Here is a 26,371-nt window from a genome sequence, read left to right as displayed (position 1 = left end):
CCCCATGACACGCCGACGCCCTAGCCGGAGTCGGTTCGCTAGGGCGTTGCCTAAGCAAGCCCTAACGAGGGACACCAGAGCTACCTGATGAGTGAACTTTACTATTAGCTAGCGCTGGTTCTTGTAATCACCTGCCAGCAAGGTAGACACCTTGGATGGTCAGGTGACACCAGTGACAGTCGGTGAGGGCCATCGAGAACCTATCGCGGGACGGCAAGCGAGCAACTTGCGCACTCAGCGGTTAGTAGCAACGGCACCTCGAACGAGGACGGTCAACTGATCTCCTGCCATGGGCGTCAGCCCCGCCGCCAAGCAATCGAAAGAGCCATCACGGGCCGGAAGGGGAATCGTCACTGTCTGGCCAGTGCTATCGTTGCTGCAGCGGGCAAAGAGCGGTGCATCAAGGCCAGTAAACTCGCCGATCAACGCCGCCCCCAAATAGACACCCCTACCCTGTATCAACAGCGTGTCGCCAGGCGCGACCTCCAGTCCAAGGATGTCGCAATCGACTGTCTCGCGAACTCCAGGTTCCGGGAGCGTTCCACTGGCGAGCGTATCCGAGCTGACGTTTCGGCACACACCGATCCGCGTGTCCATACCCGCAAGGGTGAGGGTGTTCCCAGATTCGGCAGGTTCACCTCCCGGAGCGGTCCCTTGGATCCGTACGGAAACACTGTCGCCAGCGGCCGCAGTCAGGCCAGCGAGCGAACAGTCCCAGTGACCATCGAGGTCCGTGCTCATCTCCAGCTGCTCGCCGGTATCTCGGTTTGTGCAGCTGACTTGCGCAGGCACCTCCAAGCCACTCGTCTGACCACTTAAGCCATCTACGAAAGAACCGCCCAGCTGCAATCGGATGCCGTCTCCAGCGCCGACCACAAGCCCAAGCGGCAAGCAATCGAGGGTCTCGGAAGGAGAAGCGCCAGGAAACAGCGCCGTCACACTCTCAGCCGTGTCCGAATTCACGCATAGGCCTGAGCGGCCATCAGTTCCATCGATAGTGGAGCGCAGTACTTTAGTCCGCCGACCGAATATCAAGTAGCCCTCTCCTGCCGACTCTCCGACGCTGGTATCGCGGTCCATCGCACCCACCACTACGTCGTCGATCCCGTCGCCGTTCACATCCCCTACGGCGCTAACGTCATAGCCCAGTAAGCCATCCTGGCCGATGCCGCGGATCACGAACCCATCACCGCCATCACCTCCGTTTATTGCGAACAACGATGAGAGCTCGAACTCTGCCGCAAAGCCATCCCGTCGTCCGAAGATCACGTAGGCCTCGCCCACGTCGCGCTCCGAGTCGCTGTCGGCACCCGTAGCGCCGATGATGAGATCTTCGATGTTGTCGCCGTTGAGATCGCCAGCAGAGCTCACCGAGTATCCAACTTCGCCGCGAGACTCGAACCCCTTGAAGACGGTACCAGTGCTGCCGTCCCCGCCGTTGTCCGCGAACAGTTGGCTGGGATCGATCTCCGCGGGATAGGGTCCCGCGCCGCCGTAGATCAGATAGACGGCGCCGGCTGACCCCGGTGATTGAAAGTCCGCGAAGAAGCTACCGATGGCCACATCGTCGTAGCCGTCAGCGTTCAGGTCTGCGTGGCCCACTGCCCCACCTGTAAAATCAGACTGATCAAAGCCGGGCACGGCGAAGCCTAGGGAGCCATCGCCGCCGTTGCGCTCCAGCAGATCGCTCACGGGTAGCTCGGCCGGAAGGGCTCCAGTCGGAGCACCGAACACGCTGAACCCGTAGCCGCGATCGGCCACGCCGTCGATGTCTATGGTCCCGGAGCCTGTGAGGATTTCGTTTAGCCCATCACCATTGATATCCCCTCCGCTCGATACGTTGGATAAGCGGGCGCCCTCCGGTGGCTGAATTTCGTATCCCGCGCTTCCGTCTCCTACCCGCAGTTCCACAAGATCGAACTCCGGCCCGGTGCGAGGGCCTCCGAAAACCACAAAGACACCACGCGCTTGAATGCCCAGATCGTCCATTCCATCGCCGTTGACATCGCCGAGTTGGGCTACGTCCTCACCGGTTCTATCGAAGTTCCCGATGCCGTTCAGCACGAGGGCAAGAGAGCCATCGGCGCCAGCGTCAGCCAGCAGATCGAGCACGAATATCTCGGCGGGCAGGTTCGGTCCACCGTAGACAATGAAGGTTCTCCCCTCTCGCTCGAAGGGCACCACATCGGACCCCGGGGCACTAACGATTAGGTCGCCAAAACCATCGCCGTTAAAGTCTGCCAGGTCGACGCTCTCCCCCAGGGTTTGATTGCCAAAGCGCGTCTCCAGCACGGTGCCCTCACTACCGTCTGCTCCATTTCGGGCACGGAGTCGCTCAATCGGGAACACCGGATCAAAGCCGGTGGTACTTCCTAGGATCAGGTAGGCTTGACCGCCGAAGCGTTCCTCTGTGTAGTACCAGGGGGCCCCGAGAATAATGTCGTCTACACCATCGCCGTTGACGTCAGCACCCCCGCCCACTGACCACCCTAGGCGGGCGCCCTCGTTGTCGCTGACGAAGACAACTCCTCGCGATCCGTCCCCGCCGTTTTCGGGCAGCAACTCGGTGACCTCTAGCTCCGCTGGGAATGGATCTTGTGCCTGCGCCGCCCCCACTGCCAAAGCGACTGCAGCGCTCAAGAGATTGCTCATTTGGCTAGGGTGAGTACGAGGTGGTTTGGTCATCGGCTGCTCCCTGGAAAGGTGGATAGCGGCGACGAAGTATAGGAGAGCAGTCCCTTCTGATGACCGCTGCGCGACATAATCGCAGGGTCGAGATCATGGCATCGCAGCCTGCGATCGCCAGGGTGCGTTAAGACCCTCTACCTCTAGCAGGAGACTCGCTAGCAAGTGCTTAGCTCACCGTAGGCATCGCGCGCGGATTGATTCGCTCTGACCAAGTAGCGGCAGGCCCAAGGGCGCCTTGCCAAGGCTGGGCCTTGCGGCTGCGCGAGAGACCCGTGAGCTAACGTGGCTGCTTCATGTAGTTGTAGTTCTCCGTCGTGATCACCAGCGCTCTCTTGCCCAATTGCGTCTCTACCACCTGGCGCGCCGGGTAGTTCGGTCCCTCTGGAAGCCGCTGGAAGGTGATGGTCATCTCCACTGGCTCATCGTCCACGGTAGACTCAATGCGCATAGTCATGGGTTGGCGCGTCGCTCGAACCAGCTCGAACTCCACCATGTCACCCTCGATCACCATGTCTTGAGAGCGAAGCATGATCGTGTCCTCTCCTGGCCGCAGGAAGGCGCCCTCCAACACCTCGGTGAGTTTGTCAATCGATAGGTAGACCTGCAGCTGATCCTTGACCGCCTGTGTGAATTGCGCAGCTCCCTTCTTCTTGTTCTTCGCAAGCCGCTTACGCACGGGCCCACGCACCTTCTTCTGCTCCGGCGCCTCGCCGCCGAGGCGGGTGCTCTCCAGTTCTCCGGCGAAGTTGTAGCGCATCTGGTATAGATCCACCTTCTGCTGTTCGCCGTCCACCTCCACCCTTGCCCGCGAATGCCAGACGTACTGTCGCAGCGCTTGCTGGTTCTCGACCATGGACGCGCGAATCCTGGCGACATCGGGTTCCTGCGCCAAGAGTGAGCCGGTCGCCAACAAGCAAAGTAACCCGCTCGCCCATGCCAATCGCTTCACGTCGATCTCTCCTGTGTCATCGGGAAGGCCGGCCAGCGCTCGCGGACCGGTGATCTGAGTCCATTCTCAGTACTTGACCAAGTAGTCCTTGGCCTCCAAACAAACGCTGAATGCCTTCTTGAACTTCTCGAGCTCCGCAGCGGAAGCCACCTTAGTCGCCTGCAACTCCTGCTCGGTGTCCTTGGCCGTCGAACGCTGGTTACGACGGGACTTAAGCCGTCCCCGAACGCCGCCCACGGCTGCACCTGCGGCGGCGCCCTTCCCCGCACGATCATCGGCGATCTCGCCTACGATGGCCCCCGCCGCGGCGCCTCGAGCAGCCCCCTTCACTGCCGAGCCCTTAGCCTCCTGCTGTGCCGCGGCCTGTGCCTGGCGCGCGTCAGCCTCCGCCTGCTGCAAATCCTTGGCAAGTTCGAAGGGATCCGTGCCAGTGTTGGTGGATGCCCACTGGTAGCACTCGGCCTCGGCCTTGCTCTGCGCCTGCGCGGGCTGCCCCGACTTGGGGAAGACGTACACTTCCATCGTCGAGGCGAGCGTGCCCTGCGCGTGGGCGGCGAAAGGCGAAAACATGAGTAGACTCATCGCGAGGGGAAGGGACTGCTTTGCAAACATAGTGAACTCCTTTGGTTTCTTAGTGCGGCAGGTGAGTGAGCTACGGTGAGGTGGGGTCCACGACGACGCTTGGGACCGCACCGTCTCCCCGCATACCAGAAGCACAAAGCCGTTAGGCGCAACGCCTTATCCGGCCATGGCGATTTCGATGGTCAACAGGCTAGCAACTGCAAGTTAACGCACGGCTTAGAACCGGGAGGGAGTGGCAACAAGGGTGAAGAAACGTAAGGAAACGCCAGAGCGGCCCAAGCTTTGACCAAGGGGGGGATTCCAGTTGGGCTATGTCCTTGCGATCTTGCTGCCAGGAACCGCGAGATCAACCCAATGGGTAGTGATGGCGGTATAGGCGACGATAGGCGTGGCGATCCGGCCGACCAGTCTTACTACAGCCCGACAGAAGCCCCGTTCGCAACGGCCCAGCTGGAGAGGCGAAGCACATTCACGAGCCACTATCACAAACCACAGTTGCCCACCGCTGGGGGGGAGGCAAGACTCTATGGTGAAGACTGGCGACCGCTCCATTACGGCGTGAGCCCAGGGTCAACCGTAAGATGGAGTGGATTCCCATGAGCTCGAGCGCGTTTTCTGTAGCAGAACGGGTGGCGCTCGTCACTGGCGGTGGCACCGGCCTGGGCGCTCGTTTCGCCGCGGTCCTGGCCCAAAACGGCGCCAAGGTGGCGGTCATCGGGCGTCGAATCGACCCCCTGCAGGAGGTCGCACAAGGCATCGAAGGGAGCGGTGGTCGCGCGCTTGCGCTGAGCGTCGACCTTGCGGACCGGGCGGCCGTAGAGATAGCGTTCGACCGCATCGAGGAACAGATCGGTGTGGTCGACATTCTGGTGAATTCCGCCGGCATTCAGGCCATGGCACCGGTCACGGAGATGACCGACGAGCAGTTCACCTCGGTTCTTGATATCAACGTCAACGGCCTATTCCGCGCTGCGCAAATTTGCGCGCAGCGCCTACTTCGCGCGGGCAAGCCTGGATCGATCATCAACATCGCGTCCATCCTCGGTGCTATCGCCCGACCCGGCTCCGCTAACTATTGCGCCTCGAAGGCCGCCGTCATTCACATGACCCGGTCCATTGCCCTGGATCTCATCAAAGACGGAATCCGGGTGAACTGCTTGGCGCCGGGCTACATCGAAACGGACCTAACGCGTTGGTGGCTGGAGACACCCGAGGGCCAAGCGGCGCAAGAACGCCTGCCGATCGGCAGGTTTGGCACCCTGGAAGAACTCGATGGCCCCCTGCTGTTTCTAGCCAGCGATGCCTCGCGTTACGTCTCCGGGACTACCCTGACTGTGGATGCGGCGCACAGCGCTCGCATTATGGAGTAGCGGCACACGCCCCACTACTCGAGCACCTTGGAGGATCATCGTGCCGCACTCGTATGACGCCGTCGTCGTCGGCGCCGGACACAACTCGCTCACCGCGGCGGCTTATCTGGCGAAGTCGGGCATGAGCGTGTGCGTTCTGGAGAAGAACGACATCGTAGGCGGGGGTGTAGTCTCTCGCGAGGTCACCGCACCGGGCTTCAAACACGATACGCACGCCACGGGCATGATTCTCATCATGGCCAATCCGATGATCGTGAACGACGAACTCGACCTACAGTCGAAATTCGGCCTCCAGTTCGATTCCCCCGAGGGTACGTACGTTTCCCTCTACGCCGACGAGACCTGGATGGGCACCTTCGTCGACTTGGACAAGACCTGCGAGACCATCGCCAAGTTCTCGCCGAAGGATGCGGAGACCTATCGCCAGTTCGCGCTGAAAGTCATGCAGATGGGACCGTTGTTCACTGCCGGCATGTTCAAGCCGCCCCTCCCCTTCGGCCCGTTCATGGCGATGCTGGACCAGAGCCCGATCGGCCAGGAGCTGCTCGGTGCCATGCTGGTCAGCGCTACAGATCTGATCAGCCGCATGTTCGAGCATGAGAAGGTGCGCCTGCATTTCATCAAATGGGTGGCCGAGGGCATGGTCGACCCGGACGAGCGCGGCACCGGCGTGTACCTGTACTTCCTCACGGCAGTCGCACACACGCAAGAGGAGACCTCCGTGCGCGGCGGCACGCAGGCGCTGAGCGACTCCCTCGTGCGCTGCATCGAGTCCCATGGCGGCGAGGTACGCACCAACACTTGGGTGCGCAAGATCGACAACAGCGGCGGCAAGACCTCGGGTGTCGAGCTCGATGGCGGCGAGATGATCAAGGCTGACAAGTGCGTCATCGCGTGCATTCACCCCTGGCTGCTCGGTGACTACATCGAGGGTCTGGACGCACAGCTGGTAGCCGACGCCAAGAACTGCGAACTGTCGTCCTTTGGAGCACTCAACACGCACTGGGCCCTGCACGAGGCACCCAGCTACAAGTGCCCGGAGATCAACAAGTCCCTACTCGTAGAGTGCGTGCCGTCGACATTGGATGAGCTGCGCCAAGGGCTCAAGGACTGCAAGTCAGGCAAGCTGGCGTCGAACTTCAATGCGGTGATCGCCCACCACACGAACCACGACCCGCACCGCGCGCCCCCAGGGAAGCACACGCTGTACCTATACAACTTCGCCCCCCTGGAGCTCAAGCACACGGGCCCCATCGGCAACCGACCGATCGACGGCTGGAACGCTGAGGTCCGGGACCTGTACAAGGAGTGGATGATGAAGCAGTACGCCCAGTACTGTACCAACATGACCGCAGACAACATCATCGCCAGCGCAGCGGAATCCCCAGCGGATATGGCGAAGTGGTCGCCCTCCTTCCAAAAGGGCGATATCTTCGGTATTGGCAACTGGGTTCACCAGTACCTGGGGCGCCGGCCGACGCCGGCACTGGCCCAGTACGCAGTGCCTGGGGCCGAAGGACTCTATTTGGCCGGGCCTTTCATGCACCCAGGCGGTGCGGTGACCGGCGGCGGGCGGGCGACGGCCATGAAAGTGCTCGACGATCTTGGCGCCGACATCGCCGAGACCATGGCGATCTGATCAGGAGCTGGGTGTGAAGGTCAACGGTGCAGACGGCAGCGTGCTAATGGAGGTCAAGTCCCTCGATCGCGAGGGAGGGAAGATCACCTTTACCGGCACGGTGATGGGAGCGATGCCGGTGAAGGGCGTGCTCTCGCCGGAGGATGTGCGCTCGGCCTACGCGCTGATCAAAAGAAAGAAGAACCTCTGGTTCTTTCTCGCGACCTTCATCTTCCGCCGCTCGCCGAAGGCGAGCTAACTCCCGCCACTAAACGACGATTCGCACGCTCATCAGTCGGGCACGCGCACGATCAGCCGGCCGAACTTCTCACCGCTGAACAGCAGATTGTAGGCACGGGTGATATCGTGGAATAGGTCGCGTTCGTCCACGATCGCCCGCAGCTGACCCTCTTGCAACCACTTGGCCAACTGGGCGAACGCCCGGCCACAGGCGTCCGTGCCGAAGTAGGAGGAGACCAAAAAGCCCGTCATCGTCGCCTCGCGCACCAATAAATTCCATAGGTTTCGGATCGGCGCGCCCTGTCCTTTCGCATCGTTGTACTGGGATATCATGCCGCAGGCAGCGATGCGCGCGCCGGGTGCAAGCGTATCCAACACGGCCTCGAGCACCTCACCGCCGACGTTGTCAAAGTAGACATCGATGCCGTCGGGGAACTCGCGGGCGAGCGCGCCACGCAGATCCGGCGAATGGCGATAGTCGATGCAGGCGTCGGCACCGTACTGCGCGACGATCTGCTCGCACCTATGCGCGCTGCTCGCACAGCCCACCACCTTGGCGGCCCCACGCAGCTTGGCGATCTGCACCACCAAGGAGCCCACGCTGCCGCCGGCGGCGCTGACGAAGACCTTATCGCCAGGCTGCATCCTGGCCACATCGAGTAGGCCGTACCACGCGGTGGCACCGCTGGTGCCCAGAGCGTGCAGGCACTGGTGAATCTGCTGCTCGTCACTTGCCTGCGTTGGCGAGAACACGCCGAGCTCACCCAGCGTACCGGGCACGATTGGCCCCACTGAATACCTGCCCCAGGCACCAAGGCCCATGACCACCGTGCCCGGCGTCACCTGCGGGTCCTTGGAGACGATCACCTCCCCCACAGTGACGCCAAATACTGGGCCGTCCAGCGGCAAGGGATCCATGTACCCGCCCGACTCACCCATCCAACCGCGCGTTGCGGGGTCCATCGCGAGGTAGCGGGTCTTGATCAGGCACTCGCCCGCCGGCACGTGCTCGATGGTGCCGTTCACCAGTTCGAGGTCGGAGCTGCGTAGCTGGCCGACGGGGCGACGACGGAGGATCCAGGTCTGGTTATCGTAGTGCATCGGCGCTTCAGTTCACGGCGCGCTCGTGGCCGACCCAGTACGGCGCACGCAAGGTGTGCTTGAGGATCTTCCCGGCGGCATTGCGCGGCAGGACGTCGAGAAAATCGACACTCTTAGGAGTCTTGTAGCCCGCGAGGCGCTCGCGGCAGTGAGCCAGAATGCCTCGTACGTCAGCGGTGTGGTCGTCGTTGAGCACGACAAAGGCCTTCACCGCCTCGCCCCACGTGGCGTCGGGCACGCCGATGACGGCGACGTCCGCGACGGCGGGGTTTTCCCGAAGCGCCGCTTCCACTTCGGCGCAGTACACGTTCTCGCCGCCGGAGACGATCATATCCTTTAGGCGATCCTGGACGAAAAGATAGCCATCCTCGTCCAAGTAACCGATGTCACCGCTACGCAGCCAGCCACCGAGGAGGTAGGCATCGCGAGTAGCCCTGTCGTCGCGCCAGTAACCGGTCATGTTGCTCGGACTGCGGACCACGATCTCACCGCTGCACTTCGGTGCCAGCCACGCACCATTGGTGTCCACGATTCGCACCTCTACGCCGGCGAGCGGTTTGCCGACGGACTTCATCCGCGGGTTCGCTGGCAGGGTGTGATCCTCCGGGCCCAGGGCCACGCAGGTGCCGCTGGTCTCGGTCATGCCGTACTTCTGAACAAAGCCGCAACCGAACACATCGATGCACTCTTGCATGAGATCGAAGGGGATGGGCGAGGCCCCGTAGGCGATGAACTTGAGGGCGGGGAAGGTGAGCTGGCGAGCGCGCGCCTCCTCGAGCACCATGCGCAGGGCCGAGGGCACCACGAAGTGCTTGGTGATGCCGTGGGCGAGCATCAGCTCAACCTGCTGTTCCGCCCTGAAGTGCTGCACGATGACGCCAGTCGCCCCAGCGTATAGCGTGTTCAGGGCGAAGCTGGTGCCGGCCACGTGGAAGCACGGCATGGCGATCAGGCTGACGTCGCTTGCATACCAACGATTCCAATCCGGGCTGTCCGCACTCGCGTCGCGCGCTCGCGCGGCAAGCAGTGCCCGATTGGAGAGACACGCGCCCTTGGCCCTGCCGGTGGTGCCCGAGGTGTAGAGCTGGAGTACGGCGTGGTCAGCGCCAGGCGCATCGCTGGTGAACTCACCACCGTCGTGGAGGGCAAGCCAGTCTTCGTAGTGCGACGTCTCGATCAGGGTGACACGCGAATCACCGAGGTGCGCTCGCACCTCTTGCGCCCTAGCCGCGAGGCCATCGCTGACGAAGATGACGTGCGCCTGTGTGTCCTCGAAGATCGCGCACAACTCCGGCGTCGCGAGGCGCCAGTTCAGGGGTACCGTCACGGCGCCGAGCTTCGACGCGCCGAGCAGGAGTTCGAAGTAGCACAGCGTGTTGTGTCCGAGGTAGCAGACGCGGTCCTCGGGCGCGATGCCGAGCGCTGCGAGACCGCGCGCCACGCGGTTGGTGCGCTCCTCGAGGGCGCCGTAGGAAACGCCTCGTCCCTCGAACTCCAAGGCCACCTTTGACGGGTGTTGCGCAGCTTGCAGGCGAACGATGTCCCCAAGCGTAAGCGCACTCGACGCGGCGCCCGCCACGCTCAGACTGCCCCTCGCGCACCGCATTGCGACATAAGCTCGGCGCCAGGCGTCCACCCTGCGCCGGTGTCCACGTCAGCACTCGACTCATCGCGCATCGCTGTTGCCGCCGTTCGCATCGCGCGATCCACCCGCATTGCTACTCACCACCAACCCGTAGAATGTATAGGGCCGTGGAAATTCTGAAACTATACTTTTGAGCGGGCGATTTACGCCGTCAAATGCAGGACGATTCATTGGCGGGCGCACGAGGTCGGTACGCACATGGAAGACGAGCGCAAGGGCAGGCCGGAGCAGACCTACGAACAGATCGTGGGGCCGGATGAGACAGGCGTGCCCGATTTCCTGGCGCACGCGGCGACTCCCGACGTGGGCACGGATCCGATCGACGTCGAGCGCTACTGGAGCCCCAGCTTCCGCGAGAAAGAACGTCAGCACCTGTGGACCCGCACCTGGCAGCTCGCTTGCCTTGTGGACGACATCCCCGAGGCGGGCGATTGCTTTCTCTACGAGATCGGCGAGCGCTCCCTGATCATCGCGAACACCCACGAGGGCATTCGGGCGTTCTACAACAGCTGTCTGCACCGCGGCCGGCGACTGATCACCGGAAGCTGCACCAAGACCAAATTCGTCTGCCCTTTCCACGCCATCGCCTGGTCCCTCGAAGGCAAGCTGGTCCACAACCCTCTCGCCTGGGATCTGCCCCAGTGGGATGAGACAAACGCGAACCTGCCCCAGGCCCGGGTGGCCGTGTGGGCGTGCTTCGTGTTCATCAACATGGATGATGCTGCCACGGACTTCGAGACCGTCGCGGCACCGCTCATCGAGCACCTGGCGCCCTTTGGCTGGAACGAGCGCTATCGCGCCTGGTGGTACGAGAAGCGCGTGCGTGGCAACTGGAAGACCGTGCAAGAGTCCTTCATGGAGAGCCACCACTCGAATACGGTCCACCCGCAGCTATTGCCCTCGATCGCTGACATTAACTCCCAATACGACTTCCTCAACGCCTACGTCTCGCGCCATATCTCCGCGGCCGCGACATCCTCACCTTCGCTCCAGCCAACGCCGAACGAGCACCAGAAGCTGCGCCTCATGCGAGATCGCGGCGATCGTCGCGTGGACGAACTCGACCTCGCCTCGCTGCCCGAGCGCTTCCGCGCCCGTACCTTCCTCGGCCAACGCATGCGCGAGACCTACGCGCGCGATCACAACACGGACATGAGCCACGCGTCCGACGCCGAAGTGCTCGACTACCTGCTTTACACGGTCTTCCCGAACACGGCCATCTGGGCGGGCTACGGGCCCAAGCTCGTCTACCGCTGGCGACCTACGCCAGGCGACCCAGAGCAGTCGATCATGGACATCATGTGGATGGAGCCGGTGCCGGAGGGCCAACCCAAGCCGCCACCGAGCCCAAAGACGGTGGTGGACTTCGACGAGGACATGCAGAGCCAGGCCTTCGGTTCTTCATCACTTAGGCTGATCCTGGATCAGGACTTCGCCAACATCCCCGAGGTGCAGCGGGGCATGAAGTCCGCGAAGTCCGGCCATGTGCACTTCGGGCACTACACGGAGGCGCGCCTTCGTTACTACCAGAGGCTCGTCGATCGATTCATCGACACGGGCGAGCGGGGAGCCCCCACGCCGGATGTGGAGTTGCCGGTCTAGGACACCTGTTGGAGACGCAGCAGCTGCTTGCCGAGATTTTGCCCCGAAAACAAGCGCAGGAACGCGGCGGGAATGTTCTCAAAACCCTGCTGGATGTCCTCGACGTAGGTGAACTCACCGCTCTCCAGCCAGGCGCGGATCTTGGCCACGGCTTCGGGGAAGCGCTCGCGATAGTCGACGGACAGGATGCCCTGCATCGTCGCTCGCTTGTGCACGAGGTTGAAATAGTTGCTCGGACCGGGTGGCGCCTGCGCCGCCTCGTAGCGCGAGATGGCGCCGCAGATCACCACCCGCGCCCCCACCGCCAGGTGCCCCAGAGCGGCTTGGAGAAAGTCACCGCCCACGTTGTCGAATACGACGTTGACGCCCTCGGGTGCACACTCGCGCAAACGCGTCGGCAGATCCTCCTCCCGGTAGTCGATCGCCTCGTGCAAACCTAAGATATCGCAGAGGTGGCGGCACTTCATGGGCCCGCCTGCCACGCCGATCACACGACACTCACTGAGCTTCGCCATCTGCCCCACCATGGAGCCGACCGCGCCGGCCGCCGCAGAGATCAACACCACGTCGCCCGGGTTTGGTCTACCCGCATCGAACAACCCGAAATAGGCAGCCATGCCCGTGGAGCCGAGGGGCCCGAGGTGGTGGCGGGTGAAGCGATCGTCCGGCAGCACGGTGATCTCGCCGAGCTCCAGCGTGGCGTACTCCTGCCACCCGAGATAGCCCAGTACTCTCGCCCCAGTGGGTACCTGCGTGCAGCGGCTCTCGACGACCGTGCCGAGACCGCGACCGCGCATCACCTCGCCCGCCCGCGTCTTCTGAGCGTAGGCGAGACGGTTCTCCATCTGGCCCTTAAGGGATGGGGTGAACTCCAGGTAGTCGACGCGGATTCGTAGCTGTTCGCCTGCCAGGGGGGCGAGGGAGCTGCTGCTCAGGCGAAAGTCGCTCGTACGCACCGCACGGCCGTGCGGGTTGCCGTCGATCAACCACTGGCGGTTACAGGTCATCTAGTGTCCTGAGTTAGAAGTTCGTTGATGACTTCGCGGCACGTTTTCGCCCCTGAACACGTTGCTCCTCCTCCCGTGGGACCTGCTACGCTCGTCCTCGCGCCGCGCTCAGGCACAAAAACTCGCGTGCGAATTCATCAACGAACTTCCAACTCAGGACACTAGCGCGCTCCCCTGGTGCCTGCACCATGATGACGAGCCCCACGGTGGTGGGGACTGTCATTTATGAGGGTGGGTAGCACTTCGACGGCATGATAGAACCCCCTCATGCCGTTCATTGCCGAGGATATCTACTGCGCTACGCGCGGACTGCTGGGCTCGCGCTGCCAGGCCTGTGGGGAGGTGTTCTTCCCCAAGGTCAAGGCGTGCGCCAATTGCGCCTCGCAGGACGTGGTGACCCACGCCCTTGGGTATGAGGGCACCTTGTGGTCATGGACAGTGCAGCGCTTCCCGCCAAAGGCGCCTTACGACGACGGCCTACCCCGCGAGCAGTTCAAACCGTTCGGGGTTGGCCTGGTAGAGATGGCAGGGGGGGTCAAAATAAAGGCCCGCGTTCGCCTCTCATCGAACACGTTGAGGGTGGGAGAGCGTCTCGTGCTGGGGACGGTCTTGCTACGCCACCAAGCAGATGGTAGCGGCATCTCCACCTATGAGTTTAGCCAGGTGGAGATAGCATAATGGAGCGGGTCGCAATCGTCGGTATAGGCCTGCACCCCTTCGGCAGGACACCAGGCGTTTCGGGCTTGGAGCAGGGCGTAGCCGCAGCCCGCGAGGCGCTGGCAGACGCAGGTCTTCGCTGGGCGGACATCGGCGTGGCCTACGGCGGATCGCGGTCCTCCGGTCACGCGGCGGCGGCCAGCGATCGGCTGGGCCTGACGGGGCTGCCCTTCGTCAACGTGTACACGGGCTGCGCGACCGGCGGAAGTGCCCTGTTTTCGGCGTCCAACGCGATCCGCGCCGGGGTGGCCAAGTACGCGATGGCCATCGGCTTCGACAAGCACGAGCGCGGCGCCTTCGCGCCCAACCCCGAGAGCAATGCCGTCCCGCCGTGGCTGGCCGAGTCTGGCCTGATGGTGACGGCGCAGTTCTTCGCGCTGAAGCTGCAGCGCTACATGCACGAGTACGGCATCAGCGAACACTGCCTGGTTGATGTAGCGCAGAAGGCCTATGAGAACGGGGCTCGCACGCCCACGGCCTGGCGTCGCGAGGCCGTCTCCCACGCGCAAATCGCCAGCTCCGAGATGATCTGCGACCCCCTGCGCAAGTACATGTTCTGCAGCCCTGGCGAAGGCGGCGTCGCCATCATCCTAACCAGCGAGCGGGAGGCGCGACGCCTCGGCGTGCAAGCCGTCGTGCTCGAGGCGTGCGTGCTACGAACGCGTCGCTACGGCACTTTCGAGGTCTACGACAGCTGCGTGCCAGCGACGATCACGCCCCCGGTAACCGAGGACGCTGCGCACGCCGCCTTCGAGGCAGCAGGGATCGGCCCCGAGCACATCGATCTAGTGCAGGTGCAAGACACGGAATCCGGGGCGGAGATCATGCACCTGGCCGAGTGCGGCTTCTGCGCGCACGGGGAGCAGGAGCGCTTGATCCGCGACGGTGAGACCCGAATCGACGGCCGCCTGCCGGTCAACACGGACGGCGGATGCCTCGCTAACGGCGAGCCGATCGGTGCCTCAGGCCTGCGCCAGGTTCATGAGATCTGCATGCAACTACGCGGCCGCGCCGAGGGGCGCCAGGTCGGCGGCGAACCGAAAACGGGCTTCACGCAGGTGTACGGAGCGCCAGGGCTGTCCGCGGTCACCGTCCTGTCGGTTTAGATCGTGTCCGCCTACTTCGCTGTATTGGTCTTAGCCGAGAGATAGCCCAGCTGCGTGGCCTTGAACACGGCCTGGCTCTTGTTGACCGCATCCAGCTTCTCCGTCGCGTTGCGGATGTGAAAGCGAACCGTCGCTCGGCTGCGGCCGATGATGATGCTGATCTCCTGATCCGTCTTGCCCAGCGCCGCCCAGCGCAGACATTCCACCTCGCGCCGACTCAGCTTCGACTGGATGGGCAGGATAGGCGTGCGCTCAGAAACGTTGATGTAGCTGCGAATGAAGGTGCGGGCGTAAATGCCGAGCTCTTCACAGTAGTCGGCGAACTTCTCGGAGAGATCCGTCTCCTCGGGCGAATGAGGGTTGTAGCTGACCGCGCCAACCTGGCCGAAAGGCAGGTGCACGGGCACCACGATGGCGGCGTGGGTCTTGGCGCGCTGCTCGAACTTGGCGAGGTCGATTTCGCTCAGAAAGCGGTTCTCGTGGCGCGAGACGATACCTCGCTGGCTGATCCAAAAGGGCTCGCTCTCATAGCGGCAGGCCATGGGAATCGGCGAGTTCAGACCGAGTCCGTCGGTCTTCCACCAGTCGCTGTCACCATCCTTCCAGCCGAACACGGTGGTCGCCAGCAAGTTACCGTCCTGGTCTCGCGGCGTGCCTGATCTGGCGATATTGTGCGAGGCCGCCACGCGCATGTGGCACAGGTCCTCGACGATATCGCGAAACCGCTCGGCGCAAGCACGGATGTCCGACGCCGTATCAATACGTACACTGCGTGCGTTCTCTATGACGGACATGGTGCGTAACGCTGGCTAAGGAGGAGTATCGCTGCCTGGTCACCCGTTCGGGCGGCCCAGCACAGCGTGGATGTCGACTCGTGAACCCAAGTCTTATCACTTTTAGCAGTATACACCTTGGGACTACTGCCACACAGTGACCTCATGAGTGGCGCAGCGCTCATCTGCGTGGATGCGGCCGCGCCGGGTGGCTTGTGGAACAGCATGATCGTGAGACCTCGATGCTAAGTAGTCTGAACGGAAAGATCATATTGGTGACCGGCGCGGCAGGCGGTATCGGCTCCGCCATCTGCTCCGCGCTGAGCGACCACGGCGCCACCGTCATCGCCACCGATCGCGAAGCACCCGGAGAGCTCTCGGCACACGCGTGCTGGGCGCTAGACGCCTCGAGCGAGGTCGCCTGGGAAACGTCGGCCGATCGTATCGCCAACGACTACGGGCGGCTGGACGGACTGGTGAACAACGCCGCGACCTGCACCATCGGCCCCCTCGAGCAGACGGATCTGGCCCTGTGGCGCGACGTGCAGGCGATCAACGTCGAGTCGGTACTGCTCAGCCTCAAGACTATGCTACCGCCGCTCAAGGTGGCGGGCGCCAGCAGTGGGGCAGGCGCGTCGGTGGTCAACGTCTCTTCCGTAGGCGGGCTGCGCGGCGCCGCGTTCATGGCCGCCTATTGCGCGAGTAAGGCGGCGATCACCAGCCTCACGAAGTCGGCGGCGCACGAGTTCGGCGCACTGCAGCACAACATTCGAGTGAACAGCGTGCACCCGGGGGGCGTGGATACCCCGATGTTGGAGTCGATTGCCAGCGCCTACGTGGAGCTAGGGATCGCACCGACCTACGAGCGGGCGATCGACACGATCGAGAGTCGGCATGTGCTGGGTCGTCTGGCGCAACCAGCGGAGATCGCGGGCGGAGTCGTTTACTTGTGCTCCGACCAGGCGAGTTTCGTCACCGGATCGGAGCTTGTCATCGACGGCGGATTCACGAGCATCTAAGGCTGCGCAGGGTGGAACGAAGCATGGACATCAACGCTCTGGAGGAGGCAGCCTTGGCCTGCCTCGTCAAGCACGACCGGCGCTACGCGGGTGCGCGCATCCGCGCTTCGGTGCCCGTTGCCGGCGGCTACAGTCGCCTCACGCGGCGTCTCGAGCTGGCGATGGCGCAGGGCCAGGGTGAGGAGGCCGTCGTGCTGCAGTATCTGCCGCCGGGGTCGACGGGGCTGGTACGCGTCGATCGGCAGGTCGAGAAGGCCTTGCTGGATTTCCTGAGCGACGCCCAGGGCATCGACGCACCTACGCTGATCGCCGCCGACATGGGGAACGAATTCTTCGACAGCGTGGCCTATCTGTTTCGAGCCGTTCCGGGGCGACCCTTCGTGGAGCTTTGTCGAGAGGCGGAGCAGACGAGCTACCCAGCATTGAACCACGTCCTCGCAGGGGTCGCTGCCCAGGTGCAGTCGATCGACCTGGCATCGCTGCCGGATGCGCTGGAGCGTCCTGCCGATTGGACGAGTTACCTCGATGGGCAGATCGAATCGTTTCGCGAGGCGGAGGCGCAATCGGGCGCCTCGCGCCCTTTCCTACGCTATCTCGCCCGTTGGCTGGATGACAATCGTCCACCCGAGGCACCTTTGTCTCTGGTTCACGGCGACTTCCAAGCAGGTAACGTCATCGCGCCACAAGATGCGACCGCAAACCCCGTGCTGGTGGACTGGGAGCTAGCGCATATTGGAGACCCACGCGAAGACCTCGGATGGTTTGCCCACGTGTGCGGCGTGGTGCCACCGGACCTCCTGGCCACGGCGCCCGAAGCCTTTTACTCGGAGTACCGGCTGCGCACGGGTCTGTCCGAAGCGGTGGTCAACCCGGCGACCGTGGCCTACTTCCTCATCATCTCCTGCGTGCGCACGCACTACGGGATGATGAAATCGTCCGACGCCCTCGCGCAGTCCGCGCAACAGGCGCAATCCGCCCTGGCCGCGTACTACCTCAGCATCACCACCTATCAGCACACCAACTGGATGAAGTCGATCGCCAGAGTCGAGGAGTACATGAGGAAAGCGCAATGATCGTCTCACCGAGCGTACCCGAGATTCTCCGCGGGCTAATGCACGAGATGGGCACGTCTCTCAAGGAGGATCTCAAGGATCCGGTCAAACTGGCACAGATCGATACGATTATCGCCGTACTCGGGGCGGCAGCCACGCGCGTGGATCTGCAGTCGCAGATCGTCGCCACGGAGACCGCCGCCATCTTGAGCGCGGTGGGTGAAGTACTCGCCTCGGGAACCGGATCGCCTGCCCTGAAGCAAGCCTTGGAAGCGTACGACGAATCGGCTGAGGAACTCGTTCGCTATGAAGCGGCGAGTCGAATGCTCTGCGTGCTCGGCGATCTCGGGGAGGATCTCGGCAGCGCCGCGTACGCCACCGTACGCCGGCTCATGGAGCAAAGGCTGGCCAACGAGGAACGCCTGATCGGTGTGGGCTTCGAAGCGGCGGGGCGGTAGTTTTCACTTGGGACAAGGCGGCCAGGCTTACCCAACGGTACGTTGGAGCTTTAGTGCGAGGGGTAAGTGCAAAGCGCCCAGGTATGCCGGCCCGCAGCGACAATCACGCGCACTAGCTTCCCGTATCGATCTCCGCGACGATGTGTCCGATCTTGTAGGGCACTCCCACTTCGCCGATCACCGTGACCGTGCCATCGATCGGGCACTCCACCTCCGTCGCGGCCTTGTCCGACTCCACCAGGTACATCGCTTGCCCCTTGGTCACCCGATCGCCGGTCTTCACCAGCCACTCGGCGATGGCAGCCTCCTCCATGGACATATCGAGTTTCGGCAGCTTTAGTCGAATCTTAGGCATCGGTCATCCCATCACTTTACGGATCGCTACTTCTAGATCGCCGCCGTTCGCCGTCCAGTCCTGCTCAAGCCCGGGGTTGAAGGGAACGGGGGAGTACTTGGAGCCAACCCGATGCACGGGGGCTTTCAACTGGCCGAAGAGCTCCTCGTGAATGCGCGAGGCGATCTCCGCCCCCACGCCAAAGGCCTTCACCGCCTCGTGCATGACCACGGCGCGCTGCGTCTTGACCACCGAGCGCAGCACGGTCTCCTCGTCAAAGGGGGCGATCGTGCGCAGGTCCACGACCTCGATCGACACCTGATCGGCCAGGCGCTCAGCCACCTGCAGGCAGTCGCGCACACGGGCGCCGTAGCTGATCACTGTGATGTCGGTGCCCTCGCGCACCACCGCCGCCTTACCGAGGGGCACGCGATGGTCGGCGGCGGGAGCGGCGCCCTTGGCGCGCATCAGGGCGATGTGCTGGATGAAGATGGTCGGGTCGTCGTCCTCGATACTGGCGAGCAGCAGCGCCTTGGCGTCGGCCGGCGTAGACGGCGTGACCACCTTGAGTCCCGGCACGTGCGCCAACCACGCTTCGAGCCAATCGGAGTGCTGGCCGCCGAACTGCCGGCCCGTGCCCGTGGTGGTGGTCACCGTCAGCGGCACCGCCGTCTGCCCCCCGGACATGAACCGAAGCTTGGCCGCGTGGTTGACCAGCTGGTCCATACACACGGTGAGGAAGTTCATGAACATGATGTCGGCCACGGGACGGTAGCCGGCGATGGCCGAGCCAACGGCAGCTCCCAGGATGGCCTGCTCGGCGATAGGCGTTGAGCGGACGCGATCCGTGCCGAAGCGGCCTGACAACCCGTACATGGTCTTGAACACACCGCCGCCCTGCTCGTCGCCGACGTCCTCACCCAGCAGGATGACCTGCTCATCGTTCTCCATGGCCTCGGCGAGAGCAAGGTTGTAGGCCTGGCCAAAGGTAATCAGCTCGCTCACCCGAGGATCTCCTCACTGAGTACGTCCAATCGATTCTCGCGCAGCTCCGGTTGACCACTGTTTAGGGCGAAGGCTGCGGCCTCCTCCACCTCCTGTACGGCTTGCGCATCGATGTCATCTAGGGTGCTGGGTGAGATGTCCAAAGCGAGCAGTTGCTCGCGCAGGCGTGGTACCGGATCCGCCGCCATGGCCGCCTCGAGTTCTTCCTTCGGAATGTACTTGCCGGGGTCGCCGAAGACATGGCCGTTGAAGCGGAAGGTCATCGCTTCGATGAGCGTGGGTCCGTGACCGGCGCGAGCGTGTTCTACCGCTTCTCTGGCCGCGGCGTACATCTGCGCCGCGTCGTTGCCGTCAACACGCACAGAACGGATGCCGTAGGCGACGCCACGTTCGGCGACCGTCTCGGTGGTCGAGGTAAACTCGAACTTCGTGTGCTCGCCGTAGCGGTTGTTCTGGCACAAAAAGATCACCGGCAGGTTCCAGAGGGAAGCAAGGTTGACGCCCTCGTGGAAGGCGCCGATGTTGGTGGCACCATCGCCGAAGCTGCACACCGTGACCTTGCCGTCCCCTGCCAATTGGCTCGCGAGGCCTAGACCCGTGGCGATAGGGATGCCCGAACCGACGATGCCGGTGGTCACCATCAGCCCGCTCTCGGGATGGGTGATGTGCATGGGGCCGCCTTTGCCACAGCAGGTGCCGGTCCGCTTGCCGGCGAACTCCGCCCAAAGGGGCTTCAGGGGGACGCCCTTAGCGATCTGGTCGTGTAGACCGCGGTAGATAGTGACGAGGTAATCGTCGTGCTCAAGGGCGGTCATCATGGCGGCGGCGAGGACTTCCTGACCGCGAACCGGGTAGTAGACGATCGCCAGTTCTCCAGTTGAGATCATCTGGCGGAACTTGCAGTCGGCGTGATAGATCCTCGCCGTTCGCCGGTAGATCTCGAGCAGGACGGTCGAGTCGACAGTGTCTGTAGCCATGGTCTCTCCTGGACGCATTGGGTGATGGTGCCCGCCCCGGGGGATGCTTCCAACCCATGGAAATGACAGGGGAGCCCTCTGCACGCCTAACCTGAATGACAGTGTCCGGGACGCGGCGATTTCGCCATAGTCGAGCCCATGGTCACCGTCAGCAATCCCCCCACCGAAAGCACCGAGCTGAGTAAGTTTCGGGCCGAGTGCCGCGCCTGGCTCCTCCAACACTGCCCTGCCGAGCTGATCGGACCACACCACTCCAGCGAGGGCCGATGCTGGGGTGGGAAGCGCTGGGTATTCGAGTCACCCGCCCAGCGGCTCTGGCTCGAACGGGCCGCGGCGAAGGGATGGACCGTGCCGCACTGGCCTCTCGAGTATGGCGGCGCCGGCCTGTCGAGGGCCGAGCGCGGTGTGATCGCCGAGGAGATGCAATCACTCGGCATGCGCGAGCCTCTCTACAGCTACGGCATCACCATGCTCGGCCCCGCGCTACTGAAGTTTGGCTCGCCTGGGCAAAAAGCGGCGCACCTGCCGAAGATCGCCCGCGGTGAGATTCGCTGGTGTCAAGGATATTCTGAGCCTAATGCTGGCTCCGACTTGGCGTCCCTCGCCACCAAGTGCGAAGACCGCGGGGATCACTGGCTGGTGAACGGGCAGAAGATCTGGACCTCGAAGGCCGATGAGAGCGACTGGATCTTCGCCATGGTGCGCACCTCCCACGCCGACAAGAAGCAGGACGGCATCACCTTCATCCTGATCGACATGGCGTCGCCCGGCATCACCGTGCGGCCGATCAAGCTGATCTCCGGTCGCTCACCCTTCTGCGAAGTGTTTTTCGACAACGTGCAAGTGCCGAAGTACTACGGCCCGGACAACGCCTCGGTGGTCGGTGAACTTGGCCAGGGATGGCGAGTGGGCACCTATCTGTTGACCCACGAGCGCAGCAGCCTCGGCGGTTACACCTTGAACGGCAGCAGTGAAGAACAACCGATCCTCCAGGCCGCCAAACAGAAGGTGGGTGTGGATGGTAGTGGGCGTCTCGCCAACACGGTGCTGCGCGCTCGTCTGGCAGCGGCGCTGATCGACGATGCCGCCTGCACGGCCCTGTCCGAGAAGCTGAACGCGGAGGCCGGCCAAGGCAACGAACTCGGTGCGCGATCGTCTCTGGTCAAGTACGCATCCACCAAGATCATCAAGGAAGGCTACGAGATCCGCATGGCCTTTGGTGATCTCGACACGCTGAAGAAGTCTCCGCAGGAAGATGAGGAGTACTCACTGACCGCGAGGAACTGGCTCTACTCCCGAGCCTATACGATCCTCGGCGGCACCTCGGAGATACAGCTCAACATCATCTCCAAGCGACTGTTGCACTTACCGTCGCGGTAGCGCCTGTGTACAGCGAAGATCACCATATCCTGCGCGACGCCGTGGGAAGCTTCCTCCGCGACTGCGATCCCAAAGATCCGACGTTGGGCGAGGCGATCGTCGAACAAGGTTGGAGCGGCCTGCTCATCGACGAGCGCTACGGCGGCTCCGCCATGGACGTCACCGCCGCCTGCGTTCTGGCCGAGCAGATCGGCCGTCACCTGCTCTGCTCGCCGGTGCTCTGCGCGGCTCTGATCCCCTCCTACGTCTTGCAACGCGAGGCGACGGAGGCGCTCAAGTCAGAGTGGCTGCCACGCATCGCCTCAGGCGACACGCTGGTGACCCTCGACGCGAGTGGCGATGATGGGGCTAACAACTGCGTCGAGCAGGTCGGCGGTGAACTCGTGCTCAGCGGCGAGTGGGCCTTCGTCCCCGATCTCGACCAGGCCGAGGCCGCCCTGTTGCCGGTCACCCACGGCGATGGCTCGCTGGCGATGGTACTGACGCAGTCCGTCGACATGGCGACGGCGCCCTTTACCACCCTGGACGATCGCAAGTTCGCCAAGGCGACGCTGAGCACCGTGGCCATCAACCCTACGCGCCTGCTCGGCGCCCCAGCGCTCTCGACGGCGCGCCACCTTGGCGCGCTCATCTTTGCGGCCGAGCAGTACGGCAGTGCGATAGCTGCCTTCGAATTGACCGTTGACTACCTCAAGGAACGCAAGCAGTTCGGTCGCAACCTCGGCAGTTTTCAGGCTCTTCAACACCGCGTAGCCAGCCTGTACACGGAGCTGACGATGCTCGAGGCCTTGGTGATCAAGGCGTCGGTCATCCTGCAGGCACAAGAGCACGACGCGGAGAAGTTCTGCTCCATGGCCAAGGCGAAAGCAGGACGAGTGGCCGCCCTGGTAACCAACGAGGCGATCCAGCTCCACGGCGGCATCGGCATGACCGAGGAGTACGCGGTGGGACGCTTCATCAAGCGTGTTGCCGTGTCCGAGAAGATGTTCGGCGATAGCGACTGCCACACAGATCGTGTCGCCGTGCTGAGTGGATTCTGATGGAAGCCATCGAGCCGCTGTGTGACCGTCTGGAGGCCTTCGTCCGCGACACCATCTTCGCCTTCGAGACGGACCCTCGTCTTACACCGCACGGCCCCAACGCAGCGCTCGTGAACGAAGTGAGGGAGTTGGCCCGTGAGCAGGGGTGCCTCACGCCTCACATCCTCGCCGATGGCTCGCACCGATCCCAGCGCGACACGGCGCGGCTGCTGCGCATCACGGGCCTTTCCCCCCTCGGGTCCGTCGCATGCAACACGGCCGCGCCGGACGAGGGCAATATGTTTCTGCTCGGCAAAGCGGCCAACGAGGCGCAGAAGGCGCGTTTCCTCGATCCCCTGAAGAGCGGTCGCCAACGCTCGGCCTTCTTCATGACCGAGCCCGCCGAGTCGGGAGGTGCCGGCTCGGACCCCTCGATGATGAATACGCACGCTAGGCGCTCGAACGACGGCAGCTGGGTCATCGACGGCACCAAGACCTTCATAACGGGCGCCGACGGCGCGGGCGTGGGGATCATCCTCGCCAAAGCTGAGGAAGGGGCCTGCATGTTCTTGGTGAGTTTGCCCGACCCGCAGATCCGAATCGAACGGGTGCTCGACACGATCGACTCGTCGATGCCGGGCGGGCACGCATTGGTGCACATCGACGGTCTGCGCGTGCCCCCCGAGCAGCTGCTTGGTCAACCGGGCGACGGGTTTCGCTTGGCGCAGATCCGCCTGGCCCCTGCCCGGCTCTCCCACTGCATGCGCTGGACTGGCCTCGGCATCCGCGCCCAAGAGCTTGCCACCGAGTACGCGTGCCGACGCCAGGCCTTCGGCAAGACCTTGATCGATCACGAGGGCGTCGGCTTCAAACTGGCGGAGAACCAGATCGATCTGCGTCAGGCCATCCTCATGACAGACTGGTGCGCGGGCGTGCTCGACCGCAATGAGCGCGGCAACGTGGAGAGCTCCATGGCCAAGGTGGCCGTGTCAGAAGCGCTGTTCCGCGTCGCCGACCGCTGCGTGCAGGTGATGGGAGGCAGCGGTGTGACTGGCGATTCGATCGTCGCCCAATTCTTCTGTGAAACCCGAGCCTTCCGCATCTACGACGGCCCTACGGAAGTGCATAAATGGTCGCTGGCGAAGAAGATCAAGAGAGCCGCGCTAGCGAGGCAAGAGACGCCTGAAGTCGCCGACGGCGACCACGGGACGCATCGGGCGCCTGGGACCGATGCACTTCGCCGGTAAGGTGGCCGTGGTAACGGGAGGCGCGTCGGGCATCGGCGAAGCCACGGCACGCCTGCTGCGCGACCAGGGCGCCACCGTCTACATCACAGACGTACAGTACGAACGCGGCGAGATGCTCGCCGAGCAGATCGGCGCGCACTTCGTCGCCCACAACGTCACCTCAGAGCGTGCTTGGGGCGATCTCCTCGAGCAGGTTACCGGGACTGATGGGCGGCTCGATGTCCTCATCAACAACGCGGGAATATTTCGTCCGGGAACGATTGAAGAGCTCACGTTGCAGTCGCTCCAAGAGGTACTTGACGTCAATCTGGTCGGTACCGCGCTCGGTTGCCGCGAGGCGGTGCGGGCGATGAAGGCCAACCCAGAGGGTCCGCAAGGCGCCATCGTCAACGTGTCGTCCATCGCGGGTATCGTGGGTTTCGCCGCCGGCGCCGCCTACAGTGCATCCAAGGGTGCCGTACGCCTGTTGACCAAGGCGGTCGCCGTTCACTGCGCACGCGAGTATCGAACCATCCGCTGCAACTCAGTGCATCCCGGCGTTATCGATACGCCGATGAATCAGGCGACCTTCGAGGCCGCTGATGATCCGGCCGCGGTCCGCGATACATTCGCCCATATGCAACCGATCGGCAGAATGGTTGAGCCCGAGGAAGTGGCACAGGCGATCGCCTACCTCGCCAGCGATTCCTCGATGGCCGTAAGCGGCACGGAGATAGTCGTTGATGGGGCGTGGCTCGCGACGGCGAACGGCCTGTAGGCGCACGTGATAAAGCAGCATCTTCGCAATGGCCTCGAGCGACGCCGCCTGTTCGTGATCCGCCACGGACACGTCGACTACTACGGGCACGGGATCGCCAACCCGACCGCCGCCGCGCTCACCCCACGAGGGCGTGAGCAGGCGTTGCAAACCGGGCGCGCCCTGGCCGCCATTCCCCTCGACGTGATCTTTCACTCGAACGTTACGCGCACCGCGCAGACGGTGGATTTGTTGCTGTCACAGCTATCTGACAAGGCGCCACCTGTTCGTGCCATCGAGCAGTTTCGGGAGCTGGCGGGGGGGCCATTGTCCGAGGAAGCAGAGCGCCACGAGACGGTCGGCGCGCTGTCGGAGGCCTTCTATGAATCCGGTGGCGAGCACGGTAGCGCGCGCGTCATGAACGGGCCGGAGAGCTTCGCCGAGGGCCAAAGGCGAGCGGAATCAGCGCTACGCCTACTCCTCGACAGCCACCACTGGCAGCAGGCCGTGCTGGTCGCGCACGACGTGATCAATCGCCTGCTCCTAGGTGGCGTGATGGGTGTCGGCCCCGCCGCTGCAGGAAAGTTAGAGCAAGACCCTTGCGCCATCAACGTGATCGACTTCGTTGGCCAGCGCGCGCCTGCGGACGGGCGCTTCTGCGTGATGCGCCGCTACGTCAAGATGATGAACTTCACCTGCTATGACACGATCAAGCAGGCCACGCCACGCACCAGCCTGGAACATCTGTTCGACCTGGATCTGGCCACCTACTGGAGCGCCTCGTGATCCGGCCTACTCGCCCCGATACTCAGGTTTGCGCTTATCGCGGAAGGCGGCCATCCCCTCGCGCGCGTCACGCGTGTTGCCGGCAAGCCCAGCGATTGCCAGGGACTCACACTCAAGATGAGCTTCGAGGGAATGGCTAAAGGAGTCTGCGATCAAGCGCCTGGCCTCGCCGAAGGCCAGCGTGGGCCCGTGCGCCAGCTCGAGGGCGACGCCGCGGGCATGGGCCAGGAGCGCGTCACCCGGCAAGACGTTGCTGACCAACCCGAGGGATTTCGCTTCTTCAGCACTCAACACCTCGTTGCGCAGTACCAGGCGCTTTGCCAGCAGTGGTCCGACCAGTCGGGGCAAGAAGAACGTGCTCCCACCGTCGGGCGATACGCCGATTCCGGTGTACGCCTGGGTGAACTTGGCGTCTTGCGCAGCGAACACAAAATCGCCGATGAGCGAGAGGCTGAAGCCAGCGCCTGCGGCGGTGCCATTGACGGCGGTGATCAGCGGAGGGTCCATGCGCACGAGGCAGGCGATGGCGGCGTGGAGATCTTGGGTCAGCGCACGAATGTAGTTGCCAAGATCATCCTCATGTTCGAGGAATGCGCTCACGTCGCCACCGGCACAGAACATCTTGCCGGCGCCCGTGAGGATCACGGCGCGAATCTTCGGATCGCTCGCACACCGCTGGGCCGCATCGGAAAGCTCCCGCCCCATGGTGGCGTCGAGGGCGTTGGCGGCCGTGGGGCGATGGAGCGTGATCGTGGCGACGAGATCGGTGGCATCGAACTCGATTGTGTCGTAGCGCATGGGACGCGTGTCTCCACAGGATGTCGATCGGCGCCTGAGCGGCGTGCTTGCCCATAGTGTGGTCGGTTGCCGAGACACTTCCAATTGATACATGCGCTAGGTTGCGCTGCGCCGCACGTCTTGCGTACGCGATGAGTGCGCGTTCCTAGTGTGCTGTCCCAG

At 63.4% G+C, this 26,371-nt stretch carries 25 protein-coding genes; 14 read left to right on the top strand and 11 right to left on the bottom strand.

Annotated features, from left to right (window positions below; all coding sequences use genetic code 11):
- Positions 1-234: 234 nt before the first annotated feature.
- From AAGA68_07120 to AAGA68_07110, 3 genes are all read right to left on the bottom strand, one after another.
- On the bottom strand, positions 235-2,685 hold the full coding sequence (locus AAGA68_07120; GenBank protein ID MEM9384815.1) for a hypothetical protein: 2,451 nt from the start codon (positions 2,683-2,685) through the stop codon (positions 235-237).
- A gap of 280 nt (positions 2,686-2,965) precedes the next feature.
- Positions 2,966-3,637, bottom strand: coding sequence for a hypothetical protein (locus AAGA68_07115; protein MEM9384814.1), 672 nt, complete (start codon positions 3,635-3,637; stop codon positions 2,966-2,968).
- A 66-nt stretch (positions 3,638-3,703) separates the two neighbouring features.
- The gene (locus tag AAGA68_07110) at positions 3,704-4,249 is read right to left on the bottom strand and encodes a glycine zipper domain-containing protein (protein ID MEM9384813.1); all 546 of its coding nucleotides are present in this window, start codon (positions 4,247-4,249) and stop codon (positions 3,704-3,706) included.
- A gap of 566 nt (positions 4,250-4,815) precedes the next feature.
- Here AAGA68_07110 and AAGA68_07105 point away from each other — a divergent pair.
- The 3 genes from AAGA68_07105 to AAGA68_07095 are packed head-to-tail and all read left to right on the top strand — an operon-like array spanning position 4,816 to position 7,466.
- Positions 4,816-5,589, top strand: a complete 774-nt coding sequence (locus AAGA68_07105; protein ID MEM9384812.1) for an SDR family oxidoreductase — start codon at positions 4,816-4,818, stop codon at positions 5,587-5,589.
- 40 nt (positions 5,590-5,629) lie between these two features.
- Positions 5,630-7,228, top strand: coding sequence for an NAD(P)/FAD-dependent oxidoreductase (locus AAGA68_07100; protein MEM9384811.1), 1,599 nt, complete (start codon positions 5,630-5,632; stop codon positions 7,226-7,228).
- A gap of 13 nt (positions 7,229-7,241) precedes the next feature.
- The gene (locus AAGA68_07095; GenBank protein MEM9384810.1) at positions 7,242-7,466 is read left to right on the top strand and encodes a hypothetical protein; all 225 of its coding nucleotides are present in this window, start codon (positions 7,242-7,244) and stop codon (positions 7,464-7,466) included.
- Between the two features lie 32 nt (positions 7,467-7,498).
- Here the strand turns inward: AAGA68_07095 and AAGA68_07090 are convergent, their stop codons facing one another.
- Together AAGA68_07090 and AAGA68_07085 are read right to left on the bottom strand one after the other, a co-directional pair.
- A complete protein-coding gene (locus tag AAGA68_07090) occupies positions 7,499-8,548 on the bottom strand; it encodes an NADP-dependent oxidoreductase (GenBank protein MEM9384809.1) in 1,050 nt (349 codons plus the stop codon).
- 7 nt (positions 8,549-8,555) lie between these two features.
- The gene (locus tag AAGA68_07085) at positions 8,556-10,154 is read right to left on the bottom strand and encodes a long-chain-fatty-acid--CoA ligase (protein MEM9384808.1); all 1,599 of its coding nucleotides are present in this window, start codon (positions 10,152-10,154) and stop codon (positions 8,556-8,558) included.
- A 237-nt stretch (positions 10,155-10,391) separates the two neighbouring features.
- Between AAGA68_07085 and AAGA68_07080 the strand changes: the two genes are divergently transcribed.
- On the top strand, positions 10,392-11,795 hold the full coding sequence (locus tag AAGA68_07080; protein MEM9384807.1) for an aromatic ring-hydroxylating dioxygenase subunit alpha: 1,404 nt from the start codon (positions 10,392-10,394) through the stop codon (positions 11,793-11,795).
- On the opposite strand, the gene AAGA68_07075 is transcribed toward AAGA68_07080, so the two are convergent.
- A complete protein-coding gene (locus tag AAGA68_07075) occupies positions 11,792-12,802 on the bottom strand; it encodes an NADP-dependent oxidoreductase (GenBank protein ID MEM9384806.1) in 1,011 nt (336 codons plus the stop codon). The genes AAGA68_07080 and AAGA68_07075 overlap by 4 nt on opposite strands.
- Before the next feature lie 267 nt (positions 12,803-13,069).
- Here AAGA68_07075 and AAGA68_07070 point away from each other — a divergent pair, with 267 nt between their 5' ends.
- Complete coding sequence (locus tag AAGA68_07070) at positions 13,070-13,480, top strand: OB-fold domain-containing protein (GenBank protein ID MEM9384805.1); 411 nt, start codon at positions 13,070-13,072, stop codon at positions 13,478-13,480.
- A complete protein-coding gene (locus AAGA68_07065; GenBank protein MEM9384804.1) occupies positions 13,480-14,625 on the top strand; it encodes a thiolase family protein in 1,146 nt (381 codons plus the stop codon). Before AAGA68_07070 ends, AAGA68_07065 begins: the two co-directional genes overlap by 1 nt.
- Before the next feature lie 11 nt (positions 14,626-14,636).
- On the opposite strand, the gene AAGA68_07060 is transcribed toward AAGA68_07065, so the two are convergent.
- Positions 14,637-15,419 (bottom strand): helix-turn-helix domain-containing protein, encoded by a 783-nt coding sequence (locus tag AAGA68_07060; GenBank protein MEM9384803.1) that lies wholly within the window; start codon positions 15,417-15,419, stop codon positions 14,637-14,639.
- Between the two features lie 221 nt (positions 15,420-15,640).
- Here AAGA68_07060 and AAGA68_07055 point away from each other — a divergent pair, with 221 nt between their 5' ends.
- Genes AAGA68_07055 through AAGA68_07045 form a run of 3 tightly spaced genes read left to right on the top strand, consistent with a single transcriptional unit; the run spans position 15,641 to position 17,927 of the window.
- The gene (locus tag AAGA68_07055; protein MEM9384802.1) at positions 15,641-16,417 is read left to right on the top strand and encodes an SDR family oxidoreductase; all 777 of its coding nucleotides are present in this window, start codon (positions 15,641-15,643) and stop codon (positions 16,415-16,417) included.
- Positions 16,418-16,440: 23 nt separating this feature from the next.
- Positions 16,441-17,490, top strand: coding sequence for a phosphotransferase family protein (locus tag AAGA68_07050; protein ID MEM9384801.1), 1,050 nt, complete (start codon positions 16,441-16,443; stop codon positions 17,488-17,490).
- The gene (locus AAGA68_07045; GenBank protein ID MEM9384800.1) at positions 17,487-17,927 is read left to right on the top strand and encodes a hypothetical protein; all 441 of its coding nucleotides are present in this window, start codon (positions 17,487-17,489) and stop codon (positions 17,925-17,927) included. The genes AAGA68_07050 and AAGA68_07045 overlap by 4 nt, the downstream gene beginning before the upstream one ends.
- Before the next feature lie 112 nt (positions 17,928-18,039).
- Here the strand turns inward: AAGA68_07045 and AAGA68_07040 are convergent, their stop codons facing one another.
- From AAGA68_07040 to AAGA68_07030, 3 genes are read right to left on the bottom strand one after another with little or no spacing between them, the layout of a single operon-like run.
- Complete coding sequence (locus AAGA68_07040; GenBank protein ID MEM9384799.1) at positions 18,040-18,282, bottom strand: biotin/lipoyl-containing protein; 243 nt, start codon at positions 18,280-18,282, stop codon at positions 18,040-18,042.
- A 3-nt stretch (positions 18,283-18,285) separates the two neighbouring features.
- Complete coding sequence (locus tag AAGA68_07035) at positions 18,286-19,266, bottom strand: transketolase C-terminal domain-containing protein (protein ID MEM9384798.1); 981 nt, start codon at positions 19,264-19,266, stop codon at positions 18,286-18,288.
- The gene (locus tag AAGA68_07030; GenBank protein MEM9384797.1) at positions 19,263-20,243 is read right to left on the bottom strand and encodes a thiamine pyrophosphate-dependent dehydrogenase E1 component subunit alpha; all 981 of its coding nucleotides are present in this window, start codon (positions 20,241-20,243) and stop codon (positions 19,263-19,265) included. The genes AAGA68_07035 and AAGA68_07030 overlap by 4 nt, the downstream gene beginning before the upstream one ends.
- A 138-nt stretch (positions 20,244-20,381) precedes the next feature.
- Here AAGA68_07030 and AAGA68_07025 point away from each other — a divergent pair, with 138 nt between their 5' ends.
- The 5 genes from AAGA68_07025 to AAGA68_07005 are packed head-to-tail and all read left to right on the top strand — an operon-like array spanning position 20,382 to position 25,411.
- A complete protein-coding gene (locus AAGA68_07025) occupies positions 20,382-21,623 on the top strand; it encodes an acyl-CoA dehydrogenase family protein (protein MEM9384796.1) in 1,242 nt (413 codons plus the stop codon).
- A gap of 5 nt (positions 21,624-21,628) precedes the next feature.
- Complete coding sequence (locus tag AAGA68_07020) at positions 21,629-22,663, top strand: acyl-CoA dehydrogenase family protein (GenBank protein ID MEM9384795.1); 1,035 nt, start codon at positions 21,629-21,631, stop codon at positions 22,661-22,663.
- Positions 22,663-23,889 carry an acyl-CoA dehydrogenase gene (locus AAGA68_07015; GenBank protein ID MEM9384794.1) on the top strand — a complete coding sequence of 409 codons (1,227 nt, stop codon included), beginning with the start codon at positions 22,663-22,665 and terminating at the stop codon, positions 23,887-23,889. Before AAGA68_07020 ends, AAGA68_07015 begins: the two co-directional genes overlap by 1 nt.
- Positions 23,873-24,646 carry an SDR family oxidoreductase gene (locus AAGA68_07010; GenBank protein MEM9384793.1) on the top strand — a complete coding sequence of 258 codons (774 nt, stop codon included), beginning with the start codon at positions 23,873-23,875 and terminating at the stop codon, positions 24,644-24,646. The genes AAGA68_07015 and AAGA68_07010 overlap by 17 nt, the downstream gene beginning before the upstream one ends.
- Positions 24,647-24,652: 6 nt before the next feature.
- The gene (locus AAGA68_07005) at positions 24,653-25,411 is read left to right on the top strand and encodes a histidine phosphatase family protein (GenBank protein ID MEM9384792.1); all 759 of its coding nucleotides are present in this window, start codon (positions 24,653-24,655) and stop codon (positions 25,409-25,411) included.
- Between the two features lie 6 nt (positions 25,412-25,417).
- On the opposite strand, the gene AAGA68_07000 is transcribed toward AAGA68_07005, so the two are convergent.
- On the bottom strand, positions 25,418-26,209 hold the full coding sequence (locus AAGA68_07000) for an enoyl-CoA hydratase-related protein (GenBank protein MEM9384791.1): 792 nt from the start codon (positions 26,207-26,209) through the stop codon (positions 25,418-25,420).
- Positions 26,210-26,371 lie beyond the last annotated feature (162 nt).

The sequence above is a fragment of the Pseudomonadota bacterium genome (genome assembly GCA_039193195.1).
GTDB lineage: Bacteria > Pseudomonadota > Gammaproteobacteria > Steroidobacterales > JBCBZW01 > JBCBZW01.
This window is presented reverse-complemented; position numbering and strand designations above follow the sequence as displayed.

What these genes read in the sequence shown, in the direction of transcription:
- AAGA68_07060 (MEM9384803.1), bottom strand. Translation starts at nt 15,419, where the DNA reads ATGTCCGTCATAGAGAACGCACGCAGTGTACGTATTGATACGGCGTCG.
- AAGA68_07080 (MEM9384807.1), top strand. Translation starts at nt 10,392, where the DNA reads ATGGAAGACGAGCGCAAGGGCAGGCCGGAGCAGACCTACGAACAGATC.
- AAGA68_07050 (MEM9384801.1), top strand. Translation starts at nt 16,441, where the DNA reads ATGGACATCAACGCTCTGGAGGAGGCAGCCTTGGCCTGCCTCGTCAAG.
- AAGA68_07040 (MEM9384799.1), bottom strand. Translation starts at nt 18,282, where the DNA reads ATGCCTAAGATTCGACTAAAGCTGCCGAAACTCGATATGTCCATGGAG.
- AAGA68_07120 (MEM9384815.1), bottom strand. Translation starts at nt 2,685, where the DNA reads ATGACCAAACCACCTCGTACTCACCCTAGCCAAATGAGCAATCTCTTG.
- AAGA68_07045 (MEM9384800.1), top strand. Translation starts at nt 17,487, where the DNA reads ATGATCGTCTCACCGAGCGTACCCGAGATTCTCCGCGGGCTAATGCAC.
- AAGA68_07070 (MEM9384805.1), top strand. Translation starts at nt 13,070, where the DNA reads ATGCCGTTCATTGCCGAGGATATCTACTGCGCTACGCGCGGACTGCTG.
- AAGA68_07030 (MEM9384797.1), bottom strand. Translation starts at nt 20,243, where the DNA reads ATGGCTACAGACACTGTCGACTCGACCGTCCTGCTCGAGATCTACCGG.
- AAGA68_07065 (MEM9384804.1), top strand. Translation starts at nt 13,480, where the DNA reads ATGGAGCGGGTCGCAATCGTCGGTATAGGCCTGCACCCCTTCGGCAGG.
- AAGA68_07110 (MEM9384813.1), bottom strand. Translation starts at nt 4,249, where the DNA reads ATGTTTGCAAAGCAGTCCCTTCCCCTCGCGATGAGTCTACTCATGTTT.
- AAGA68_07105 (MEM9384812.1), top strand. Translation starts at nt 4,816, where the DNA reads ATGAGCTCGAGCGCGTTTTCTGTAGCAGAACGGGTGGCGCTCGTCACT.
- AAGA68_07025 (MEM9384796.1), top strand. Translation starts at nt 20,382, where the DNA reads ATGGTCACCGTCAGCAATCCCCCCACCGAAAGCACCGAGCTGAGTAAG.
- AAGA68_07075 (MEM9384806.1), bottom strand. Translation starts at nt 12,802, where the DNA reads ATGACCTGTAACCGCCAGTGGTTGATCGACGGCAACCCGCACGGCCGT.
- AAGA68_07010 (MEM9384793.1), top strand. Translation starts at nt 23,873, where the DNA reads ATGCACTTCGCCGGTAAGGTGGCCGTGGTAACGGGAGGCGCGTCGGGC.
- AAGA68_07085 (MEM9384808.1), bottom strand. Translation starts at nt 10,154, where the DNA reads ATGCGGTGCGCGAGGGGCAGTCTGAGCGTGGCGGGCGCCGCGTCGAGT.
- AAGA68_07015 (MEM9384794.1), top strand. Translation starts at nt 22,663, where the DNA reads ATGGAAGCCATCGAGCCGCTGTGTGACCGTCTGGAGGCCTTCGTCCGC.
- AAGA68_07090 (MEM9384809.1), bottom strand. Translation starts at nt 8,548, where the DNA reads ATGCACTACGATAACCAGACCTGGATCCTCCGTCGTCGCCCCGTCGGC.
- AAGA68_07055 (MEM9384802.1), top strand. Translation starts at nt 15,641, where the DNA reads ATGCTAAGTAGTCTGAACGGAAAGATCATATTGGTGACCGGCGCGGCA.
- AAGA68_07000 (MEM9384791.1), bottom strand. Translation starts at nt 26,209, where the DNA reads ATGCGCTACGACACAATCGAGTTCGATGCCACCGATCTCGTCGCCACG.